The organism is Pseudomonas sp. TE21435 (genome assembly GCF_056279265.1).
Genome location: NZ_JBWBQZ010000001.1, coordinates 5,420,130 through 5,438,215, shown reverse-complemented (window position 1 = coordinate 5,438,215; position 18,086 = coordinate 5,420,130). Strand labels below are relative to the sequence as shown.

General features: G+C 64.7%; 14 protein-coding genes and 1 pseudogene. 9 read left to right on the top strand and 6 right to left on the bottom strand.

Annotated elements, in window-relative coordinates:
• The first annotated feature begins 196 nt into the window (after positions 1 to 196).
• The 7 genes from ACZ9C1_RS24615 to cmoB all read left to right on the top strand — a co-directional run bounded on the left by ACZ9C1_RS24615 (position 197) and on the right by cmoB (position 11,198).
• Positions 197 to 2,251 (top strand): TonB-dependent receptor, encoded by a 2,055-nt coding sequence (locus ACZ9C1_RS24615; protein WP_476254464.1) that lies wholly within the window; start codon positions 197 to 199, stop codon positions 2,249 to 2,251.
• A gap of 234 nt (positions 2,252 to 2,485) precedes the next feature.
• A complete protein-coding gene (locus tag ACZ9C1_RS24610) occupies positions 2,486 to 3,832 on the top strand; it encodes a carbohydrate porin (RefSeq protein WP_457378025.1) in 1,347 nt (448 codons plus the stop codon).
• Positions 3,833 to 3,863: 31 nt separating this feature from the next.
• Positions 3,864 to 6,275, top strand: coding sequence for a glucose/quinate/shikimate family membrane-bound PQQ-dependent dehydrogenase (locus ACZ9C1_RS24605; RefSeq protein ID WP_277503074.1), 2,412 nt, complete (start codon positions 3,864 to 3,866; stop codon positions 6,273 to 6,275).
• 154 nt (positions 6,276 to 6,429) lie between these two features.
• A complete protein-coding gene (lon, locus tag ACZ9C1_RS24600) occupies positions 6,430 to 8,850 on the top strand; it encodes an endopeptidase La (protein ID WP_277503073.1) in 2,421 nt (806 codons plus the stop codon).
• Positions 8,851 to 9,019: 169 nt separating this feature from the next.
• On the top strand, positions 9,020 to 9,412 hold the full coding sequence (locus ACZ9C1_RS24595) for a protease inhibitor I42 family protein (RefSeq protein WP_046856831.1): 393 nt from the start codon (positions 9,020 to 9,022) through the stop codon (positions 9,410 to 9,412).
• Positions 9,413 to 9,501: 89 nt separating this feature from the next.
• The gene (gene cmoA / locus ACZ9C1_RS24590; protein WP_277503072.1) at positions 9,502 to 10,245 is read left to right on the top strand and encodes a carboxy-S-adenosyl-L-methionine synthase CmoA; all 744 of its coding nucleotides are present in this window, start codon (positions 9,502 to 9,504) and stop codon (positions 10,243 to 10,245) included.
• Positions 10,242 to 11,198, top strand: a complete 957-nt coding sequence (gene cmoB, locus ACZ9C1_RS24585) for a tRNA 5-methoxyuridine(34)/uridine 5-oxyacetic acid(34) synthase CmoB (RefSeq protein ID WP_102681618.1) — start codon at positions 10,242 to 10,244, stop codon at positions 11,196 to 11,198. Before cmoA ends, cmoB begins: the two co-directional genes overlap by 4 nt.
• Positions 11,199 to 11,268: 70 nt before the next feature.
• On the opposite strand, the gene ACZ9C1_RS24580 is transcribed toward cmoB, so the two are convergent.
• Positions 11,269 to 11,472, bottom strand: coding sequence for a hypothetical protein (locus ACZ9C1_RS24580; RefSeq protein ID WP_102681617.1), 204 nt, complete (start codon positions 11,470 to 11,472; stop codon positions 11,269 to 11,271).
• A gap of 276 nt (positions 11,473 to 11,748) precedes the next feature.
• Between ACZ9C1_RS24580 and ACZ9C1_RS24575 the strand changes: the two are divergent.
• Both ACZ9C1_RS24575 and ACZ9C1_RS24570 read left to right on the top strand, forming a co-directional pair.
• A pseudogene (locus tag ACZ9C1_RS24575) lies at positions 11,749 to 12,424 on the top strand (heavy metal response regulator transcription factor).
• Positions 12,421 to 13,806 (top strand): heavy metal sensor histidine kinase, encoded by a 1,386-nt coding sequence (locus ACZ9C1_RS24570; RefSeq protein ID WP_457378021.1) that lies wholly within the window; start codon positions 12,421 to 12,423, stop codon positions 13,804 to 13,806. The pseudogene ACZ9C1_RS24575 and the gene ACZ9C1_RS24570 overlap by 4 nt, the downstream one beginning before the upstream one ends.
• 72 nt (positions 13,807 to 13,878) lie before the next feature.
• Here ACZ9C1_RS24570 and pdxJ read toward each other — a convergent pair whose 3' ends face one another.
• The 5 genes from pdxJ to lepB all read right to left on the bottom strand — a co-directional run bounded on the left by pdxJ (position 13,879) and on the right by lepB (position 18,084).
• Positions 13,879 to 14,601, bottom strand: coding sequence for a pyridoxine 5'-phosphate synthase (gene pdxJ / locus ACZ9C1_RS24565; RefSeq protein ID WP_457378041.1), 723 nt, complete (start codon positions 14,599 to 14,601; stop codon positions 13,879 to 13,881).
• A gap of 62 nt (positions 14,602 to 14,663) precedes the next feature.
• Complete coding sequence (recO, locus tag ACZ9C1_RS24560; RefSeq protein ID WP_102681613.1) at positions 14,664 to 15,347, bottom strand: DNA repair protein RecO; 684 nt, start codon at positions 15,345 to 15,347, stop codon at positions 14,664 to 14,666.
• Between the two features lie 137 nt (positions 15,348 to 15,484).
• A complete protein-coding gene (era, locus tag ACZ9C1_RS24555; protein WP_031315023.1) occupies positions 15,485 to 16,387 on the bottom strand; it encodes a GTPase Era in 903 nt (300 codons plus the stop codon).
• Entirely contained in the window at positions 16,380 to 17,069 is a 690-nt protein-coding gene (gene rnc, locus ACZ9C1_RS24550; RefSeq protein WP_023630413.1) for a ribonuclease III, read from the bottom strand. The genes era and rnc overlap by 8 nt, the downstream gene beginning before the upstream one ends.
• A 160-nt stretch (positions 17,070 to 17,229) precedes the next feature.
• Positions 17,230 to 18,084: a signal peptidase I gene (gene lepB, locus ACZ9C1_RS24545; RefSeq protein ID WP_110697764.1), complete on the bottom strand. Its 855-nt coding sequence runs from the start codon at positions 18,082 to 18,084 to the stop codon at positions 17,230 to 17,232.
• Positions 18,085 to 18,086 lie beyond the last annotated feature (2 nt).

Sequence of the window (18,086 nt, the reverse complement as noted above, 5' to 3'; positions counted from 1 at the left end):
GATGAATCCGCTCCTACATTCGTTGCAACGTGCCGAACCTGATGGGCCATGGTTGCCCGCCGCGATTCAGAGGCTCCCAAGCGGCACGACCGGAGCACTGGACAAAAACCACTGGCAAGCACGGGAAGCCTTGTGCTGAAATAGTGATGTTATATTGTAACAACACAAAGAATCTGCCAAGGAACGCCACATCCCCATGCGTCACATGCCGCTGCACCTCTCCCCCCTTGCCGTCGCGCTCTGGCTGGCCTCGACTTCCAGCCAGGCCGTGGAACTGCAACCCCAGGTGATTACCGCCAACCCATTGGGCAACGCCCAACTGGCTGCCCCGAGCACCGTCCTTGAAGGCGACAACCTGCTGCAGCAGCAACAGGGCAGCCTCGGCGAGACCCTCAACAAACAGCCTGGTGTCGCCTCCACCTGGTTCGGCCCTGGCGCCAGCCGCCCGGTAATCCGCGGCCTGGACGGTGACCGCATTCGTATCCTGCGCAACGGCGTCGGTGCCCTGGACGCCTCGTCGCTGTCCTACGACCACGCCGTGCCGCTGGACCCGGTGACCGTCGAGCGGGTCGAGATCGTCCGCGGCCCGGCCGCCCTGCTCTACGGCGGCAACGCCATCGGTGGCGTGGTCAACACCTTCGACAACCGCATCCCCGACTCGCCCATTGAAGGCATCCATGGCGCGGGCGAACTGCGCTACGGCGGCGCCGACACCACGCGCAGCAGTGCCGGCAAACTGGAGGCCGGCAACGGCGTCTTCGCCCTGCACCTGGATGCCAACAGCCGCCAGTTCAACGACCTGCGCATCCCCGGCTATGCCCGCAGCTCGAAGGTGCGCGACGCCGACGAGCCCGGCAGCAAGCACCGCCTGAAGAACAGCGACGGACGCCAGGACGGCGGCGCGATCGGTGGCTCCTATCATTGGGATCACGGCTATACCGGTCTGTCCTACAGCCGCTATGACAGCAACTACGGCTCGGTAGCCGAGCCCGGCGTACGCCTGGACATGCAGCAGGACCACTACGGCTTCGCCTCGGAACTGCGCGATCTCGACGGACCATTCAGCTCGGTGAAGGTCGATGCCGGCTACACCGACTACCAGCACCGTGAGATCGAAAGCGGTGAAGTGCACACCACCTTCAAGAACAAGGGCTACGAGGCACGCATAGAGGCACGCCACCAGCCGCTGGGGCCGGTCGAGGGCGTGATCGGTGCTCAGGTCAGCCGCAACGAGTTCTCCGCACTGGGCGAGGAAGCCTTTGTCCCGCACACCGACACCGACAGCCTGGCGCTGTTCCTGCTCGAACAATGGCAGGCCAGTGAGCGCCTGAACCTGAGCCTGGGCGCGCGGATGGAACACACCCGGGTCGATCCGGATGCCAAGGGCAACGAAACCTTTGCCGGAGCCGACAGCGCCAGCAGCTTCAACGCCTTCAGCCTATCATCGGGCGCGGTGTACCAGCTCGACCCGATCTGGTCGCTGGCCGCCAACCTCGGCTACACCGAGCGCGCGCCAACTTTCTACGAGCTGTATGCCAACGGCGCCCACGTGGCGACCGGCGCCTACGAGATCGGTGACCCGAACCTGAACAAGGAAAAGGCCATCTCCGGCGACCTGGCTCTGCGCTTCGACAACGGCACCCACAAGGGCAGCGTCGGTGTGTTCTACAGCCATTTTCGCAACTACATCGGCCTGATCGGCACCGGCAACCTGCGTGAAGGCCATGATCACGACCATGGCGACGATCATGACCACGACCACGACCATGATCACGATCACGGTGATATCCCCGAGTATGCCTACCAGGGTGTGCGCGCACGCTTCTACGGTATCGAGGCCCAGGACCGCTGGAAATTGCTGGAGAATCGCTACGGCAGCTTCGCCCTGGAACTGTCCGGCGACTACACCCGGGCCAAGAACCTCGACAGCGGCGAGCCGCTGCCGCGTATCGCACCGCTGCGCCTGAACAGCGGCCTGGTCTGGGAACTGGATCGCTGGCAAGCGCGGGTCGATGTGCAGCATGCCGCGTCGCAACGGCGCAAACCGGCCAACGAAACCGGCACCGACGGCTACACCACCCTTGGCGCAAGCCTGGGGTATCGCTTCGACATCGGCCAGAGTGAATGGCTGGCGTTCGTGCGCGGCGAGAACCTCACCGACCAGACCGTGCGCTATGCCAGCTCGATCCTGCGCGATATCGCGCCGGCGCCGGGGCGTAGTGTGCAGGTTGGATTGCGCACCTCGTTCTGACGGCATCGCAGCCCACCGTGGGGCGGGCTAGCCCCGCGATGGGCCGATGAACTGTTACCCCATCAGCAACAATCCCCTGCGACATTTTGTCTTTTTTTCTTACAACTTCCCCTATATCCTCCCCGCCGCAAGCTGAATCGCTTCACTCGATACCCATCGCAGCCATTTCCTTCGAAGACCTCGTACTTCGTTGCGCTTGCCGTTTCCTCAACAATCAAAAGATAGCGCTATCTCATGCTCCAGCTGCCCAATACCCGTTACTCCGGCCTCGCCCTCGCCACCCTGCTCGGTGCCCTGTCCCCTACCACCAGTGCCAGCGAAATGTTCGCCAAGGACTCGAAGTGGATGCTCGGCGACTGGGGCGGTACCCGCAGCGAACTGCTGGAGAGGGGCTACGACTTCACCCTTGGCTACACCGGCGAGATGGGCAGCAACCTGCACGGTGGCTACAGCCACGACCGCGCCGTACGCTACAGCGACCAGTTCACCTTCGGCGTGAACATGGACCTGCAGAAGATCCTCGGCTGGCACGACACCGAGGTGCAGCTGACCGTCACCGAACGCCACGGCAACAACATCAGCAACGACCGGATCAATGACCCGCGCGTCGGCGGCTTCACCTCGGCCCAGGAAGTCTGGGGCCGTGGCCAGACCTGGCGACTGACGCAGATGTGGATCAAGCAGAAATACTTCGATGGCGCGCTGGACGTGAAATTCGGCCGCTTCGGCGAAGGCGAGGACTTCAACAGCTTCCCCTGCGATTTCCAGAACCTGGCGTTCTGCGGCTCGCAGGTGGGCAACTGGGTCGGCGGCATCTGGTACAACTGGCCGGTCAGCCAGTGGGCACTGCGCGTGCGTTACAACCTGAACGAGGCGCTCTACGCCCAGGTCGGCGTGTTCGAGCAGAACCCTTCGAACCTGGAGAGCGGCAACGGCTTCAAGCTCAGCGGCAGCGGCACCCAGGGCGCGGTGATGCCGATCGAACTGGTCTGGAGCCCACGGGTCAATGGCCTGAAAGGGGAATATCGCGCCGGCTACTACTACAGTAATGCCAAGGCACAGGATGTACTCAAGGACAGCAACGGTACGCCGGCCGCCATCAGCGGCGCCGCCTATCGCAGCAGCTCGAGCAAGCACGGCCTGTGGCTCGGTGCCCAGCAGCAGGTGACCGCGCTGGCCTCCGACCAGTCGCGCGGCCTTAGCCTGTTCGCCAACGCCACGATGCACGACAAGAAGACCAATGCCATCGACAACTATGTGCAGGCAGGTGTGGTTTACAAAGGGCCGTTCGATGCCCGCGCCAAGGACGACATCGGTTTCGCCCTGGCCCGCGTGCACGTCAACCCCGGCTACCGCAAGAACGCCCGCCTCATCAACCAGGCAAACAGTCTGGACAACTACGACAACCCCGGCTTCCTGCCCGTGCAGGACACCGAGTACAGCGCCGAACTCTATTACGGCATCCACCTGGCCGACTGGCTCACCGTACGCCCGAACCTGCAGTACATCCGCCATCCGGGCGGGGTGTCGCGGGTCGACGACGCGTTGATCGGCGGCCTGAAGATCCAGAGCACTTTCTAACCCGACCCTTTCACACTACGGAGAACAGACGATGAGCACTGACGGTGCCAAGAATGGAACCCGCTGGCTACCGCGCCTGATGGGCGTGCTGCTGCTGCTGATGGGCCTGGCCCTGCTGGCCGGCGGCATCAAGCTGAGCCAGCTGGGCGGCTCGCTTTACTACCTGATTGCCGGTATCGGCTTCGCCCTGTCCGGCATCCTGCTGCTGGCCAAGCGTCGCATTGCCCTGGGCCTGTATGGCCTGGTACTGCTGGGCAGCACCGCCTGGGCGCTGCTGGAAGTGGGCCTTGACTGGTGGCAGTTGGTGCCTCGCCTGGCCATCTGGTTCGCCATCGGCGTGGTCCTGCTGCTGCCGTGGGCGCGCCGCCCACTGGTGGGCCCTGCATCGAAGGTCAACACTGCCCTGCTCAGCGTCGCCGTGGTCGCCTCCGGCGCCACCGCCCTGGCCAGCCAGTTCACCCACCCGGGCGAGATCCGTGGCGAGTTCACCCGCGACAACAGCGAAATGGGCAGCGCCGCCCCGGCCATGCCCGACGGTGAATGGCAGGCTTACGGCCGCACCGAGCATGGCGACCGCTACTCGCCGCTGCGCCAGATCACCCCGCAGAACGCCTACCGCCTGGAAGAAGCCTGGCGCATTCGCACCGGCGACCTGCCGACCGAGAACGACCCGGTGGAGCTGACCAACCAGAACACGCCGTTGAAGGTCAACGGCATGCTCTACGCCTGCACCGCCCACAGCCGCCTGCTGGCGCTGGACCCGGACACCGGCGCCGAGATCTGGCGCTACGACCCGCAGGTCAAGAGCCCCACCGGCACGTTCAAGGGCTTCGCCCACATGACCTGCCGCGGCGTCTCGTACTATGACGAGAACAGCTACGTCAGCCGCGATGGCAGCCCCGCGCCGAAGATCACTGACGCAGGCCAGGCCGTGGCCCAGGCCTGCCCGCGCCGCCTCTACCTACCCACCGCCGACGCCCGCCTGATCGCCATCAACGCCGACACCGGCAAGGTCTGCGAAGGCTTCGCCAACCAGGGCGTGATCGATCTGACCCGTGGCATCGGCCCGTTCACCGCCGGTGGTTACTACTCCACCTCGCCGGCCGCGATCACCCGCAGCCTGGTGATCATTGGCGGCCATGTGACCGACAACGAATCGACCAACGAACCGTCCGGCGTGATCCGCGCCTACGACGTGCACGACGGCCATCTGGTGTGGAACTGGGACAGCAACAACCCCGAAGACACCAAGCCCCTGGCCGACGGCAAGTTCTACAGCCGCAACTCGGCCAACATGTGGTCGATCGCCAGCGTCGACGAAGACCTCGGCATGATCTACCTGCCGCTGGGCAACCAGACGCCCGACCAGTGGGGTGCCGACCGCACCCCTGGCGCCGAGAAGTACAGCGCCGGCATCGTCGCCCTGGACCTGGCCACCGGCAAGGCGCGCTGGAACTACCAGTTCACCCACCATGACCTGTGGGACATGGACGTCGGCAGCCAGCCCACCCTGGTGCACCTGAAGACCGACGACGGCGTCAAGCCGGCGGTCATCGTGCCGACCAAGCAAGGCAGCCTGTACGTACTCGACCGCCGCGACGGCACGCCGATCGTGCCGATCCGCGAGATCCCGGTCCCCCAAGGCGCGGTCAAGGGCGACCACACCGCACCGACCCAGGCCCGTTCCGACCTCAACCTGCTCGGCCCTGACCTGACCGAACAGGCCATGTGGGGCGCCACGCCGTTCGACCAGATGCTCTGCCGCATCCAGTTCCGCAGCCTGCGCTACGAAGGCCAGTACACCCCGCCCTCCGAGCAGGGCAGCCTGGTCTACCCGGGCAACGTCGGCGTGTTCAACTGGGGCAGCGTCTCGGTCGACCCGGTGCGCCAGATCCTCTTCACCTCGCCGAACTACATGGCTTTCGTGTCGAAGATGGTCCCACGCGAGCAGGTCGCCGAAGGCAGCAAGCGCGAGAGCGAAACCAGCGGCGTGCAGCCGAACACCGGTGCGCCGTACGCCGTGACCATGCATCCGTTCATGTCGCCGCTGGGCATTCCATGCCAGGCGCCGGCCTGGGGCTACGTGGCAGCCATCGACCTGTTCACCAACAAAGTGGTGTGGAAGCACAAGAACGGCACCACCCGTGACAGCACCCCGGTACCGATCGGCATGCCGGTGGGCGTGCCAAGCATGGGGGGCTCGATCGTCACTGCCGGCGGTGTCGGCTTCCTCAGCGGCACCCTCGACCAGTACCTGCGCGCCTACGACGTGAAGAACGGCCAGGAGCTGTGGAAGGCTCGCCTGCCGGCAGGCGGCCAGGCCACGCCGATGAGCTACACCGGCAAGGATGGCAAGCAGTACGTGCTGGTGACTGCAGGCGGCCATGGCTCGCTCGGCACGAAAATGGGCGACTACATCATCGCTTACAAATTGGCTGAGTAAGCATCACGCCTGTCGCGGGGCAAGCCCACTCCCATCGAGGGAGCGGGCTTGCCCCGCTATTGTTTCCCTCCGCAGTTCTCCCCCCTTCGTCTACCATTGAAACCTGCCAACCACCGCCCCATCTAAGCACCATAGCCATTCACGCAGGTGCCCCATGAGCGACCAGCAGGATTTCCCGGAACACCCCGACGAACACAGCGAAGTCGAACATCTCGATCCCGCGACCGCCCCCGGTCACCATCTCGCCCTGCCCGGCCAGCAACTGCCGGACAAGGTCTACGTGATCCCGATCCACAACCGCCCGTTCTTCCCCGCGCAAGTGCTGCCGGTGATCGTCAATGAAGAACCCTGGGCCGAAACCCTCGATCTGGTCGCCAAGACCCCGCACCACTCCCTGGCGCTGTTCTTCATGGACACCCCACCGGAGGACCACCGCCACTTCGACACCAAGGCCCTGCCCGAATACGGCACCCTGGTGAAGGTCCACCACGCCAGCCGCGAAGGCGGCAAGCTGCAGTTCGTCGCCCAGGGCCTGACCCGCGTGCGCATCCGCACCTGGCTCAAGCACCACCGCCCGCCCTACCTGGTGGAGGTCGACTACCCACGCCAGCCGGCGGAGCCCACCGACGAAGTGAAGGCCTACGGCATGGCCCTGATCAACGCGATCAAGGAATTGTTGCCGCTCAACCCGCTGTACAGCGAAGAACTGAAGAACTATCTCAACCGCTTCAGCCCCAACGATCCGTCGCCACTGACCGACTTCGCCGCCGCCCTCACCTCGGCCACCGGCAACCAGCTGCAGGAAGTGCTCGACTGCGTGCCCATGCTCAAGCGCATGGAAAAGGTCCTGCCGATGCTGCGCAAGGAGGTCGAGGTCGCCCGCCTGCAGAACGAGATCTCAGCCGAGGTGAACCGCCAGATCGGCGAGCACCAACGCGAATTCTTCCTCAAGGAACAGCTCAAGGTCATCCAGCAGGAGCTGGGCCTGACCAAGGACGACCGCAGCGCCGATGTGGAGCAGTTCCAGCAGCGCCTGGTGGGCAAGACCCTGCCCGAGCAAGCGAAAAAACGCATCGACGAGGAGATGGGCAAGCTGGCGATCCTCGAGACCGGCTCGCCGGAGTATGCCGTCACCCGCAACTACCTGGAGTGGGCCACCGCGCTGCCCTGGGGTGTGTACGGCAAGGACAAGCTCGACCTCAAGCACGCGCGCAAGGTACTCGACCGCCACCACGCCGGGCTCGACGACATCAAGGAACGCATTCTCGAATTCCTTGCCGTCGGCGCCTGGAAGGGTGAGATCAGCGGCTCCATCGTCCTGCTGGTGGGTCCGCCCGGGGTAGGCAAGACCAGCATCGGCAAGTCCATCGCCGAATCCCTGGGCCGGCCGTTCTACCGTTTCAGCGTCGGCGGCATGCGTGACGAGGCCGAGATCAAGGGCCACCGCCGCACCTACATCGGCGCCCAGCCGGGCAAGCTGGTGCAGGCGCTGAAGGAGGTCGAGGTGATGAACCCGGTGATCATGCTCGACGAGATCGACAAGATGGGCCAGAGCTACCAGGGCGACCCAGCCTCGGCGCTGCTGGAAACCCTCGACCCGGAACAGAATGTCGACTTCCTCGACCACTACCTGGACCTGCGCCTGGACCTGTCCAAGGTGCTGTTCGTCTGCACCGCCAACACCCTGGACTCGATCCCCGGCCCCTTGCTCGACCGCATGGAAGTGATCCGCCTTTCCGGCTACATCACCGAAGAGAAGCTGGCCATCGCCAAGCGCCACCTATGGCCCAAGCAGCTGGACAAGGCCGGCGTGGCCAAGACCAGCCTGAGCATCAACGACGCCGCGCTGCGCGCGGTGATCGAGGGCTATGCCCGCGAAGCCGGTGTGCGCCAGCTGGAGAAACAGCTGGGCAAGCTGGTGCGCAAGTCGGTGGTCAAACTGCTGGAAGACCCGGACGCCAAGCTCAAGATTGCCGCCAAGGACCTCGAGCCCGCACTGGGCATGCCGGTGTTCCGCAGCGAGCAGGTGCTGGCCGGCAAGGGCGTTATCACCGGCCTTGCCTGGACCAGCATGGGCGGCGCCACCCTGCCGATCGAGGCCACCCACATCCACAGCCTCAACCGCGGTCTCAAGCTCACCGGGCAGTTGGGTGACGTGATGAAGGAATCGGCGGAGATCGCATACAGCTTCATCAGCTCGAACCTCAAGCAGTTCGGTGGCACGCCCGGCTACTTCAACGAGGCGTTCATTCACCTGCACGTGCCCGAGGGCGCAACCCCCAAGGATGGCCCCAGCGCCGGCGTGACCATGGCCAGTGCCTTGCTGTCGCTGGCTCGCGACCAGCCGCCGAAGAAAGGCGTGGCCATGACCGGCGAGCTGACCCTGACCGGCCAGGTGCTGCCGATCGGCGGGGTCCGCGAGAAAGTGATCGCCGCGCGGCGACAGAAGATCTTCGAACTGATCCTGCCGGAGGCCAACCGTGGCGATTTCGAAGAATTGCCCGAGTATCTGAAGGACGGGCTGAGCGTACATTTCGCCAAGCGCTTCGCCGACGTGGCGAAAGTATTGTTCTAAAGAGGACCGGGCCGCGTTGCGGCCCTTATAGCCGGCAAGCCGGCTCCCACACAGTGCGGCATGTATCCTACTTGTGGGAGCCGGCTTGCCGGCGATAGAGCCCGCGCAGACCACACAAACTTCCGACAGCTTCGGTTATCCTCAGGCCATTCCAGCTTCAGGAGCCAACATGTCCCTCCCTCGCCTGCTCGTCCCCGCCGCCCTGGCCCTGCTCACCGCCTGCGCCCAGCAACCGCAACGCACCGTCGAACTGGACGGCGAAAGCGAATGCCCCAAGCGCCTGCAGGTCGGCCAGACCCTGACCCTCACCTTGCCAAGCAACCCCACCACCGGCTACCGCTGGCTGGTGCAGAACCCGGCTTCGGAGATCCTGCGCAGCCTCGGCCCTGAGGTGTACAGCTCTCCGGAGCAAGCCGGCATCGTCGGCAGCGGCGGCCTGTCCAGCTGGCGCTTCCAGGCCAAGGCCGCTGGTGAGGGCCACCTGATCCTGGTCTACCAGCAGCCCTGGGCCCCGGAAGTACGTCCCGTACAGACCTTCGATTGCGCCATTCGGGTCAACTGAGCGCACGGCGCCGGTCAGCCAGTCATGCAAGCTTGCCGTGGTTTGGCTAGAATGCCGCCCCTGTAGATTGCCAGCCGCCTGGACCCACCGTGAGCAAACAACCCGACCGCCTATTCGCCCAACCCCTGGAGCAGGTGCCCGACTTCGTCTTCAACGAAGACGTGGTGCAGGTGTTCCCGGACATGATCAAGCGCTCGGTGCCCGGTTACCCGACCATCGTCGAGAACCTCGGCGTGCTTGCCGCGCGCTTCGCCCAACCCAACTCCGCGCTGTACGACCTCGGCGCCTCGCTGGGCGCAGTGACCCAGGCGCTGCGTCGCCATGTGCGCGCGGACGGCTGCCGGGTGATCGCGGTGGACAACTCGGCGGCCATGGTCGAGCGCTGCCGACAGTACCTCACAGCCCAGGACTCGATGTTCCAGGAGTTGCTGCCGGCGCAGGTGCTGGAGGCCGATATTCTGGCCCTGCCCTTCGAGCCGGCCTCGGTCGTGGCAATGAACTTCACCCTGCAGTTCGTCGCCCCCGAACAGCGCCTGGACCTGCTTGGCCGCATCCGCCAGGCACTTTTGCCGGGCGGCGCGTTGATTCTCTCGGAGAAACTGCGCTTCACCGACGCCCAGGAGCAGGAACTGCTCAACGAACTGCACCTGGACTTCAAGCGTGCCAATGGCTACAGCGAACTGGAAATCGCCCAGAAACGCAGCGCCATCGAGAACGTGATGAAACCCGACACCTTGGAAACCCATGAAAAGCGCCTGCGCGCTGCCGGCTTCTCCAAGGTCGTGCCCTGGTTCCAATGCCTCAACTTCGCCTCGCTGATAGCCCTGCCATGATCGATCTGTCCCCCCTCGTCCGCCGCCTGGCCGGCACGCCCCTTGCCACCTGGTCCCAAGGCCTGCAGGCACAACTCGAAAGCAAGCTGGAAAAGGGCCACGGCGACCTCGATCGCTGGCGCGGCGCCCTCGACGCACTGCCGCAGCTGACCCCGAGCGAAATCGACCTGGTCGACGGCCTGCGCCTGGACTGCGCCTGCGACGATGCCACCCGGGCGCAGATGCGCCAGGCGCTGATGGGCCTTTCGCCCTGGCGCAAGGGCCCGTTCGACCTGTTCGGCGTGCATGTCGATACCGAATGGCGCTCGGACTGGAAATGGTCGCGGGTCGGCCCGCACCTGGATCTCAAGGGCAAACGCGTGCTCGACGTGGGTTGCGGTAACGGCTACTACCAGTGGCGCATGCTCGGTGCCGGCGCCGACATGGTCATCGGCGTCGACCCCAACTGGTTGTTCTTCTGCCAGTTCCAGGCCGTGCAGCAGTACCTGCCGGACCTGCCGGCGTGGCACCTGCCGTTCGCCCTCGAAGAGCTGCCGGCCAACCTCGAAGGTTTCGACACCGTATTCTCCATGGGCGTGTTCTACCACCGCCGCTCGCCCATCGAGCATTTGCTGGCGCTCAAGGATTGCCTGGTCAAGGGTGGCGAGCTGGTACTGGAAACCCTGGTGATCGAGGGCGACGAAAACCAGGTGCTGGTGCCCGAGGACCGCTACGCGCAGATGCGCAACGTATGGTTCCTGCCGTCGGTGCCGGCCCTGGAGCGCTGGCTGCGCCGCGCCGGTTTCAGCGATGTGCGCTGCGTCGATGTCAGCGTCACCAGCGTCGAGGAACAACGCAGCACCGAGTGGATGCGCTACCAGTCGCTTGGCGATTTCCTCGCCCCCAATGACCACGGCAAGACCATTGAAGGCCTGCCGGCGCCACGCCGCGCCACATTGCTGGCGCGCAAATAAAAAAAGGCGCCCATTCGGGCGCCCAGGCTCACCTGCGCCGAGGAGCTGTCGCGGCGCAGGCGTGTGGTGCTCAATCCTTGGCCAGCTCGCGGGCCTTCTCTTCGGCCTTGCGCTCACGCTCGGCCACGGCCTGCTGCTTGTCGCCATGCAGGCGCGCCTGGTCCTCGCGGAAGGCTTGCCAGAATTGCTTGGAACGCTCCGCGCCACCCTCGGCGAAAACGTTGGTGCTGCCCAGGGCGAGGATCGCCAGCAGCAAGTACTTGGTCAGGTTCATCGTGCTTGCCTCGTGATAACCGTATCGACAGGGCCATCATGGCAAGGCGCAGCTAACAGCAAGGTGAGGCGGACATTACAGTCCTGAAATCCCCACAGAAACTCGTGGCAGTGGGCTTGCCCCGCGATGACGACAAGCCTGTCGCCCATATGACCTGCAGATTACAAATCAGCAATCCTCCTCTTATCGCCATTCGCATCCAGTAACATCCTCGCCGCTTGACCCTGATGTCACTACAGGGTCGAGAATCGCCCCCTTTCCACACAGAGCCCGACCATGCGCCTACTGATCATCGAGGACGAACCCCGTACCGCTGACTACCTGCAGCAAGGCCTGCGCGAAAACGGCTATGTGGTCGACTGCGCCTACACCGGCACCGACGGCCTGCACCTGGCCCGCCAGCAGCCCTACGACCTGGTGATCCTCGACGTCAACCTGCCCGGGCTCGATGGCTGGGGCGTACTACAGCGCCTGCGCGCCGAGTCGTCCACGCGGATCATGATGCTCACCGCCCACGGCCGGCTCGCCGATCGGGTCAAGGGGCTGGACCTGGGCGCGGACGACTACCTGCTAAAGCCGTTCGAATTCCCCGAACTGCTGGCGCGTATCCGCAGCCTGCTCCGGCGCAACGACCAGCGCCTGCAGCCGAGCACATTGAAGGTCTCCGACCTTGAGCTCGACCCCGGCCGACACCGCGCCTGGCGTAACGGCCAGCGCATCGATCTGACGGCGAAGGAGTTCGCCTTGCTGCACCTGTTGATGCGCCAGAGCGGCGAAGTACTGTCACGTACCCAGATCATCTCGCTGGTGTGGGACATGAACTTCGACTGCGACACCAACGTGGTGGAGGTATCGATCTCGCCGCCTGCGGGCGAAGATCGACGACCCCTTCGACGACAAGCTGATCCATACCCTGCGCGGCGTCGGCTACGTGCTCGAGGCGCGGGCGTGAAGCGCCCCAGCCTGTCGTTGCGCCTGGGCCTGGGCGTCACCCTGCTGGGCGCGGCGCTGGTGCTGCTGCTGGCGTGCCTGGCGGTATTCGCCCTCGACCATGAACTGGATAGCCGGGCACGCAAGGACCTGACGCGCAAGATGCAGCAGGTCGAGCACAACCTGCGGGTGGACCTGCGCAGCGACGACCTCAGCGCCCGGGCCCACCCCCTGCTCGACCTGGTCATGGGCCATGACAACCTCAGCCTCAGCGTGCTGGCCGTCAATGGCCGCCATCCAGCGCTGCTCAGCCTTGGCCCGGCCATGCAGTCCCAGCACTTGCTGAACCTCGAAGCGGACGAACGGCTGACCTTCCATGCCTGGCGCGACGACGGCGACAATCAGATCCTCACCGCCAGCCGCTTGATGCGCCTGCGCGACGACACCCCGGTAAAAGTGTTGATGTCACTCAACCGCAGCGATGACAACAGCCTGCTGCAAGCCTACCTGCACTCGACCCTGCTGGCCCTGCCGCTGCTGCTGGTGCTGATCGGCATCGCCGCCTGGAAACTGGTGCAGCGCGGCCTGCGCCCGTTGCGGCACTTTCGCCGGATCGCCGGGCAGGTTTCGGCCCAGGACCTGGCACACCGCCTGCCCGACCAAGGTCTGCCCAGTGAGTTGGCCGACCTGGCGCGCGCCATCAACGTCATGCTCGACCGGCTCGACCAGGGCGTGCGCCAACTGTCGCAGTTCTCCGACGACCTGGCCCACGAGCTGCGTACACCGATCGGCAACCTGATGGGCAAGGCCCAGGTGACCCTGGCCCGCGAGCGTGACGGCGACAAGTACCGCGAAGCGCTCGAAGACAGCGTCGAGGAACTGACCCGCCTCAACCGCATCATCAACGACATGCTGTTCCTCGCCCAGGTCAGCCAGCCGCAGACCCAGGTTGCCCTGACGCCACTGACGCTGGCGGACGAAGTGGCCCGGGTGAGTGAACTGTTCGCCTTCAGTGCCGAGCTCAAGGGCATTTCCCTGCACCTGCAAGGCTGGGGCACGGCTTTGGTGGACCGGTTGATGTTCCAGCGGGCGCTGTCGAACCTGCTGAGCAATGCGATTCGCCATGCACCAGAGGGCAAGCCGGTCGCCGTGGGTATCGAGCGGCTGGGCAACGAGATTGCCGTGTGGGTGCAGAACCAGGGCACGGGGATAGACGAGACGCACCTGCCGCACCTGTTCGAACGCTTTTACCGGGCAGGAGCCGGGCGTTCACGGCTGGAGGGCGGAACCGGGCTGGGGTTGGCGATCGTCAAGTCGATCATGCAATTGCATGGGGGGCGGGTCGAGGTGAGGAGCCGGGTCGAAGGGCCGACGCGGTTCACCTTGGTATTCAAGGCCGAGTAAAGCTACGCGGGGCAAGCCCGCTCCCACAGAAGCTCCAGCAAGCCTGTGGGAGGGACTTACCTCGCGATTGACTCAGCGCGAAGCGGTGACGATCAGCGCTTTCATCTCGGCCACCGCGGCCTTGAAGCCGACGAACAGCGCATGGGCCACCAGCGCATGGCCGATGTTCAGCTCGTTGATGCCCTTGATCGCGGCCACCGCCTCAACGTTGTGGTAATGCAGGCCATGACCGGCATTGACGATCAGGCCCTGGCCAACACCAAACGCCACGCCATCGACGATGCGCTTGAGTTCCTCTGCCACTTCGGTCGGTGTCTCGGCATCAGCGTAACGGCCGGTGTGCAACTCGATGGCCGGCGCGCCGACACGGCGCGAGGCCTGGATCTGCCGCTCGTCGGCATCAATGAACAGCGACACCTCGGCACCGGTGCGCGACAGGCGTTCGATAGCCGCCTTGATCCGCGCCTCTTGGCCGGCGACATCGAGGCCGCCTTCGGTGGTCAGTTCCTGGCGGGTTTCCGGCACCAGGCAGATATGCGCCGGGCGGATCTTCTCGGCGAAGGCCATCATCTCTTCGGTGACGCCCATCTCGAAGTTCATGCGGGTCTGCAGCACGTCCTTGAGCAGCAGCACGTCGCGCTCCTGAATGTGCCGGCGGTCTTCGCGCAGGTGCACGGTGATGCCGTCGGCACCCGCTTCCTCGGCGTCCAGGGCGGCCTTGACCGGGTCTGGATAGCGGGTGCCCCGGGCCTGGCGCAGGGTCGCCACGTGGTCGATGTTGACGCCGAGAAGCATGCGGTTGCTGTGAGTCACGAAGGGGCACTCCTGAAAGTTGAGGGCCACAGCATACGTCGTGCTCAGCGCTTGCGAAACAGTTCCCGGCTGACCAATGGCTTAGGCCCCAAGTGGACCGCCAGTGCCTGGCGCATCAAGCGCTTGGCGGCAAGCAAGGCGCCAGGCGCCTCCCAGTCGGCCTGGGCCAGGGCCAGCAGTTCGCCGCCCTTGAACAAACCGGGCTGGAACAGTTCGACCCGCTCAAGGCCCGCATCCACCTGCAGGCGATAAAGGCCTTCGGCGACCACAGGGCTGTCGTTGACGTCATGGTCCAGGGTGAAGGCATAACCCAGCTCATCCAGCAGGCGCCATTCGAAGGAGCGCAACAGCGGCTCCAGCGCACGCCCGGCGGCCAGGGCCTGCAAGGTCAGGGTGTAGTGCTCGAACAGCGCCGGATGCGGCGCCTCGGCGGGCAGCAGGCGCATCAGCAGTTCGTTGAGGTACAACCCGCTGAACAGCGCGTCACCGTGCAACCAGGCTGAAATACCGACGGCATCCAGACGGCCGACGTTCTTCAACTCGCCGCGCCCGCGCAGCTCCACCTCCAGCGGCACGAACGGCCGCACCAGGCTACCGCCCTTGCCCCGCGCCCGGCGCAGCACGGCGCGTACCTTGCCTTGCGGGGTAAGAAAGTCCACCAGCGCACTGGTTTCCTTGTAGGCGCGGCTGTGCAGCACGTAGGCCGGCTGGGGGGTGGGTTGTTCCATCACAGACCACTCGATATCGGACATGACTGTGGGAGCGGCGTTGAGGAGCCCGACTTGCCCCGCGTTCACCACCGCGAGGCAAGTCGGGCCGCCGCATCGCCGCTCCCACAGGAGCAGAGGCAGTGCCGCCGAAGGGTTTACAGGTCGCCGTAACCCAGCGAACGCAGGGCGCGCTCGTCGTCGGACCAGCCGCCCTTCACCTTGACCCACAGGTTGAGCATGACCTTGGAGTCGAACAGTACTTCCATGTCCTTGCGCGCCTCGGAGCCGATGCGCTTGATGCGCTCGCCCTTGTCGCCAATGATGATCTTCTTCTGGCCGTCGCGCTCAACCAGGATCAGCGCATGGATGTGCAGCACATGGCCCTGCTGCTTGAATTCCTCGATCTCCACGGTGATCTGGTACGGCAGCTCCGCACCGAGCTGACGCATGATCTTCTCGCGCACCAGCTCGGCGGCCAGGAAGCGGCTGCTACGGTCGGTGATCTGGTCTTCGGGGAAGAAGTGATCGTTCTCGGGCAGGTGCTTGGCGATCTGTGCTTCCAGCGCTTCGAGGTTGTGCCCCTGCTGCGCGGAAATCGGCATCACTTCGGCGTTCGGCAGCTGCTCTTGCAGCCACTGCAGGTGCGGGATCAGCTCGGCCTTCTCTTCCATGCGGTCGGTTTTGTTGACCGCGATGATCAGCGGGCCGGTCACGTACTGCACGCGCTCCAGCACCAACTGGTCCTCGTCGGTCCACTTGGTGCGGTCGACCACGAAGATCACCACGTCGACGTCCTTCAAGGCTGCCGAGGCGTTGCGGTTCATGTAGCGGTTCAGCGCCTTGTCGTTGGCCTTGTGCATGCCGGGGGTGTCGACGTAGATCGCCTGCACGTCACCCTCGGTCTTGATGCCGAGCATGTTGTGGCGGGTGGTCTGCGGCTTGCGCGAGGTGATCGCCAGCTTCTGGCCGAGGATGTGGTTGAGCAGCGTGGACTTGCCCACGTTGGGGCGACCGACGATGGCCACATAGCCGCAGCGGGTCGAAGTGTTCTCAGTCATTGCCATTCTCCACGCCCAGGGCGATCAATGCGGCGGCGGCGGCGACCTGCTCGGCGATACGCCGGCTCACGCCCTGGCCGCGGCTTTTCTTGTTCAGCAGGACCACTTCACATTCGACGAAGAAGGTCCGGCAGTGCGGTTCGCCCTGGATATCCACCACTTCGTAACGTGGCAACTCGCAGGCACGCGACTGCAGGAACTCCTGCAAGCGCGTCTTGGGGTCCTTGTTGGTGTCGACCAGGGTCAGGCCATCGAACTCGTCGGTCAGCCAGGCGAGGATTCGCTCGCGTGCGGTCTGCATGTCGGCGTCCTGGTAGATCGCACCGATGAGGGCCTCGAGAGCGTCGGCAAGAATCGACTCGCGACGGAAGCCACCGCTTTTCAGCTCACCCGAACCCAGGCGCAGGTATTCGCCCAGGTCGAAGCCGCGGGCCAGCCGCGCCAGGGTCTCGCCTTTGACCAGACGGGCGCGAAGACGCGACAACTGGCCCTCACGCGCCTGCGGGAAGCGCTCAAACAGCGCCTCGCCGACCACGAAGTTGAGGATGGCATCGCCAAGGAACTCCAGGCGCTCGTTATTGCGCCCGGCGTAGCTGCGATGGGTCAGGGCCAGCAGCATCTGGTCCTGGTTCTTGAAGGTGTAGCCGAGCTTGCGCTCCAGGCGTGCAAGGGAACCACTCATGGGGCCACCCCGGCAATGTTCAACGCGTTGTTCAAATCAACATCCTGAAAGACGGTTTGACTGTGGTCAGACGCCGGAAACGGCGAAAGCCTCGCTCCCTGAGAACACAGCCTATGTCAGAAATGCAATCGGCGCCGTCCGTGGACAGCGCCGTCGTTACTCAATGGATCAGCCCGACCCGCGACAGGTTCGGGAAGTGGCTGAGTTTCGGCTCTGGCCAGCTCATCCAGACCGCAAAGGCCTTGCCGACGATATTCCGGTCCGGAACCATGCCATGCAGTTCCTTGGGAATGTTCGGATCATCCCAGAAGCGGCTGTCGTTGGAGTTGTCGCGGTTGTCACCCATCATGAAGTAGTGACCGGACGGCACGGTCCACTGCTGGTCCGGCGGCATGCGATAGCGGGTCATTTCCTTGCGGATCAGGTGCTCGGCTTCACCGAGCTTTTCCTTGTACAGCTCGGCGCTGCCCAGGGTGCCCGGCTCGCTGCCGACCAACTGCTCGGCAATCGCCTGGCCATTGACGAACAGCCGCTTGTCGGCGGTGTAGCGGATCACGTCGCCCGGCAGGCCGACCACACGCTTGATGTAGTTGACGTTGGGGTCGCTCGGGTAGCGGAACACCATCACATCCCCGCGCTGCGGATCACCCACCTCGATGACCTTCTTGTCGATCACCGGCAGGCGAATGCCGTAGGAGAACTTGTTCACCAGGATGAAGTCGCCCACTTCCAGCGTCGGCTTCATCGACCCCGAGGGGATCTGGAACGGCTCGACCAGGAACGAACGCAGCACCAGCACGATGAACAGCACCGGGAAGAACGACTTGCCGTATTCAACCAGCAAGGGTTCCTTGTTCAGGCGTTCGACCACGGCCATTTCAGGCTGGCTGACGCTGCCCTGGTAGTTGGCGATCGCCGCCCGCCGGCGCGGGGCCAGGAACAGCAGGTCGATCAGACCCAACAGACCGCAGACAGCGACGGCGATGACGAGCAACAGCGGGAAATTTAGCGACATAG

Excerpts from the sequence above, each read along its gene's own strand:
- ACZ9C1_RS24615 (WP_476254464.1), top strand. The coding sequence starts at position 197 with ATGCGTCACATGCCGCTGCACCTCTCCCCCCTTGCCGTCGCGCTCTGG.
- ACZ9C1_RS24610 (WP_457378025.1), top strand. The coding sequence starts at position 2,486 with ATGCTCCAGCTGCCCAATACCCGTTACTCCGGCCTCGCCCTCGCCACC.
- ACZ9C1_RS24605 (WP_277503074.1), top strand. The coding sequence starts at position 3,864 with ATGAGCACTGACGGTGCCAAGAATGGAACCCGCTGGCTACCGCGCCTG.
- lon (WP_277503073.1), top strand. The coding sequence starts at position 6,430 with ATGAGCGACCAGCAGGATTTCCCGGAACACCCCGACGAACACAGCGAA.
- ACZ9C1_RS24595 (WP_046856831.1), top strand. The coding sequence starts at position 9,020 with ATGTCCCTCCCTCGCCTGCTCGTCCCCGCCGCCCTGGCCCTGCTCACC.
- cmoB (WP_102681618.1), top strand. The coding sequence starts at position 10,242 with ATGATCGATCTGTCCCCCCTCGTCCGCCGCCTGGCCGGCACGCCCCTT.
- ACZ9C1_RS24580 (WP_102681617.1), bottom strand. The coding sequence starts at position 11,472 with ATGAACCTGACCAAGTACTTGCTGCTGGCGATCCTCGCCCTGGGCAGC.
- pdxJ (WP_457378041.1), bottom strand. The coding sequence starts at position 14,601 with ATGCTTCTCGGCGTCAACATCGACCACGTGGCGACCCTGCGCCAGGCC.
- recO (WP_102681613.1), bottom strand. The coding sequence starts at position 15,347 with ATGGAACAACCCACCCCCCAGCCGGCCTACGTGCTGCACAGCCGCGCC.
- era (WP_031315023.1), bottom strand. The coding sequence starts at position 16,387 with ATGACTGAGAACACTTCGACCCGCTGCGGCTATGTGGCCATCGTCGGT.
- rnc (WP_023630413.1), bottom strand. The coding sequence starts at position 17,069 with ATGAGTGGTTCCCTTGCACGCCTGGAGCGCAAGCTCGGCTACACCTTC.
- lepB (WP_110697764.1), bottom strand. The coding sequence starts at position 18,084 with ATGTCGCTAAATTTCCCGCTGTTGCTCGTCATCGCCGTCGCTGTCTGC.